Consider the following 2,524-nt stretch of genomic DNA (forward strand, 5'->3'; position numbering starts at 1 on the left):
AGTGCAAACCCATCGAATGCAAATGCCGAATCTTTGCCCAGTCATCCAAATTGATCACCTTCCATAGTGGCTAGGTGGCCCTGTTTTCAATCGGCAGAAACGGCATCACATTCGGTCGGCGTCAACACGCTTGCCAGTCGGTATCGGCTAGCGTGCTGGACGAGTCAAGCAGTCGTGGCAGTGCCGCCCTGAACGCGTTCTCGACCTTCCCATAAGCCTTCTCAGTTGCCGCGTCGTTGAGTCCCTGTTCGGCTGCAATTGCATTGCCGACATCGAGCGGCTTGGGTATCTTCATTCCGCGTCGAAGCACCGTGACCCGTTGGCCGTTCGTCGTCGCCCACTGGCGCATATGAGCCCTGCTGATGTAGTGGTCGTAGGGCTGCCCCATAAATGCCGCACACCTCTCTCGTGCTCTACACCGTAGTCGTCGACAGAGGATTCGAGGGTTCGCTGAGAGACGACTTCGGGGGAACCTACAACGCACCAGATTGAGCCGCGGCAGCTAGGGGCGCGCAGTACGGTGTCGACAAACGAAACCCCGCAGCAGCTTCATTGTTTGAAAAGCATCCTGCCTTCACAGGGCAGTTAATCGTGAGGTGTATTCGCGCTGATATTCGATATTTCGTCATCAGCTTGGGGGTTCACATCCGGCTAACTCGCTGCGCACTCAGGGGCCACGCCAAGTCGCGGTTGGGCCGGATCGACAGCCGTGCAGCTCAAGGAGGTTGGTTTGCCCTTCGTCGACGTCGAATCACCTACGACGCACACCTTCCTCACTGAGCACGCGCCCGAGCTGCTCCTGCAGCACGACATCGAAAACCTCGACGTCGCTCACGTCCGCGGACCCAATCGGCTCCTCACCCGGGCGATCGCCGGGTGGGCGTACTCCCGCACCGACGAGCACGGCGAACCTCTCTACGCCGGCATCCGGTACGTCTCGCGCGTCGGAGACTTCGAGTGCTGGGCCGTCTTCGACGGGGCACACGTCGAACTCGACAGCACTCAGGACATCACGGTCGATGACCCAGCTCTCCGGGAGGTCGCGAATCTGTACCACCTCAGCTTCGGTCCGATGACCTAGGAACGGACACCGCTACTCCGGACCCTTCCCAGGTTTTGGAGCTCTTTTCTACAGCTCTCGGGACGTCGGCGTTTCAGTTGCACCCTTCTGTCTACAGCGGCCCGCGCGTGTCATTGTCATCGCGGAGTCCAATAAAACCGCGGGTTGGATCGGCAGGCGCGGCAAACATGGTGCCGTTTCGGATCGCGGCGAGATGTACCGGGCAGACCGCGTACACCGCGAGCAGGCCGTTGTCGTTGACCGTGAAATCAGACGTGGCCGTGGCCACGCAGTCGCTAATCACGCACGACGGTGTTTCCATAACCCGACACTAGCCCGAGGACGCGGCCTACAGTCATTCGAACATATGTTCTATTCTTGGGGATGGACCGACCACGATTGCGGGTCGGCGGAGTAGAGCGGCCGGCTCGTTTAGCGGGGGAGTCGTGAGTGCAGGCGCCGTACCTCAACGAAACCGACGACCGTGATGGCGATCGCCACCGTGCAGATCAGGGCCCAGCCGACGATGTTGAACCACTGGCCGTGGAACGCGGTGTACGTGTACTCGCCGGCGAGAGCGAACAGGAACAATGCTGCCCCGCCCCACACCAGAACGTTCGCCGCCAACGCGGCCTTCGCGAGGCTCCCAGATTTCCGCATAAACCCACAATCCCACTGTGGGTTGAACGTTGTCCACGCACATCTGGCCGGCCATGCGACGGAGGGTGCGTGAGCCATCGGTACGAATCGTAGGTATGCCAATTCTGTTGAGCAGCGGTCGCTGGCGAAGATGAATCTCCGCGACATGGTCGGCGAGCCCGAAACCCTCTCTGCGTTTGAGCTGGATCTCGACAACGAGTTGATCACGTATGACCCGAAGCCGAAGAAGGCCCGCGCCTGGGTCCGGTATGGCGGCCGGCCCATGAAGGTCAACGTCTACGTCCTAGCCTTCACCGCTGACGCGGTCCGAATCCGATGGGTCAACAGGGAAAAGAACCGGCAGGAGGCGTGGGTGTGGCGACCGGCCGTCGAGAACGCACCCTGGGTCGAACTCTAAGGCCGTCGGTACTGCAGCGGGGGAGAGGATTCATCTGCCCGACGGCTCCGCCGTGCCCGTTTTTCTGGATGGAGCCGCTGCACGGCGCTGTTACCGCCCCTGGTCGGGGCTTGTTGGTTTGGCCGTGAATCCTTCGGAAGCGTACGGGCCTGTTCGTTCCGCGCAAGCAGCTGCGCTGCCGGCTCCTCCGAGATTTCCGGCACGCGTTCGCCCTTGGGGCTCTCTTATTTCGCGCCGGATATCTCTCCTCCACCGCCCTTCGGGTGGCGCTTCACGGCCAGTCCCTAGCGGCGGTAAACCGCCTTCCTTACAGTTTTTCTTGTGGATTCGGGGCCTTCGTAAGCTTTGAAACGCGCCAGGGGTCCCGGGTATGGCTGACTGCCTCCCGCCGCGTGACGGCATGCCGT

Annotated in this window: 5 protein-coding genes; 2 read left to right on the top strand and 3 right to left on the bottom strand. The window is 61.3% G+C overall.

Annotated features, from left to right (window positions below):
• Positions 1-121: 121 nt before the first annotated feature.
• Positions 122-388, bottom strand: a complete 267-nt coding sequence (locus B7R21_RS20290; RefSeq protein WP_116284629.1) for a hypothetical protein — start codon at positions 386-388, stop codon at positions 122-124.
• 342 nt (positions 389-730) lie between these two features.
• On the opposite strand from B7R21_RS20290, the gene B7R21_RS17930 reads away from it, so the two are divergent.
• Entirely contained in the window at positions 731-1,081 is a 351-nt protein-coding gene (locus B7R21_RS17930; protein WP_147305948.1) for a hypothetical protein, read from the top strand.
• Positions 1,082-1,172: 91 nt separating this feature from the next.
• On the opposite strand, the gene B7R21_RS17935 is transcribed toward B7R21_RS17930, so the two are convergent.
• Positions 1,173-1,382, bottom strand: coding sequence for a hypothetical protein (locus B7R21_RS17935; RefSeq protein ID WP_147305949.1), 210 nt, complete (start codon positions 1,380-1,382; stop codon positions 1,173-1,175).
• Between the two features lie 110 nt (positions 1,383-1,492).
• Positions 1,493-1,720 carry a hypothetical protein gene (locus B7R21_RS17940; protein ID WP_147305950.1) on the bottom strand — a complete coding sequence of 76 codons (228 nt, stop codon included), beginning with the start codon at positions 1,718-1,720 and terminating at the stop codon, positions 1,493-1,495.
• Positions 1,721-1,865: 145 nt separating this feature from the next.
• Between B7R21_RS17940 and B7R21_RS17945 the strand changes: the two genes are divergently transcribed.
• Positions 1,866-2,117 (top strand): hypothetical protein, encoded by a 252-nt coding sequence (locus B7R21_RS17945; protein WP_116284633.1) that lies wholly within the window; start codon positions 1,866-1,868, stop codon positions 2,115-2,117.
• The last annotated feature ends 407 nt before the right edge of the window (positions 2,118-2,524 follow it).

This window comes from Subtercola boreus, from assembly GCF_003399625.1.
Classification (GTDB): Bacteria; Actinomycetota; Actinomycetes; order Actinomycetales; family Microbacteriaceae; genus Subtercola; species Subtercola boreus_C.

What these genes read in the sequence shown, in the direction of transcription:
- B7R21_RS17935 (WP_147305949.1), bottom strand. Translation starts at nt 1,382, where the DNA reads ATGGAAACACCGTCGTGCGTGATTAGCGACTGCGTGGCCACGGCCACG.
- B7R21_RS17945 (WP_116284633.1), top strand. Translation starts at nt 1,866, where the DNA reads ATGGTCGGCGAGCCCGAAACCCTCTCTGCGTTTGAGCTGGATCTCGAC.
- B7R21_RS17940 (WP_147305950.1), bottom strand. Translation starts at nt 1,720, where the DNA reads ATGCGGAAATCTGGGAGCCTCGCGAAGGCCGCGTTGGCGGCGAACGTT.
- B7R21_RS20290 (WP_116284629.1), bottom strand. Translation starts at nt 388, where the DNA reads ATGGGGCAGCCCTACGACCACTACATCAGCAGGGCTCATATGCGCCAG.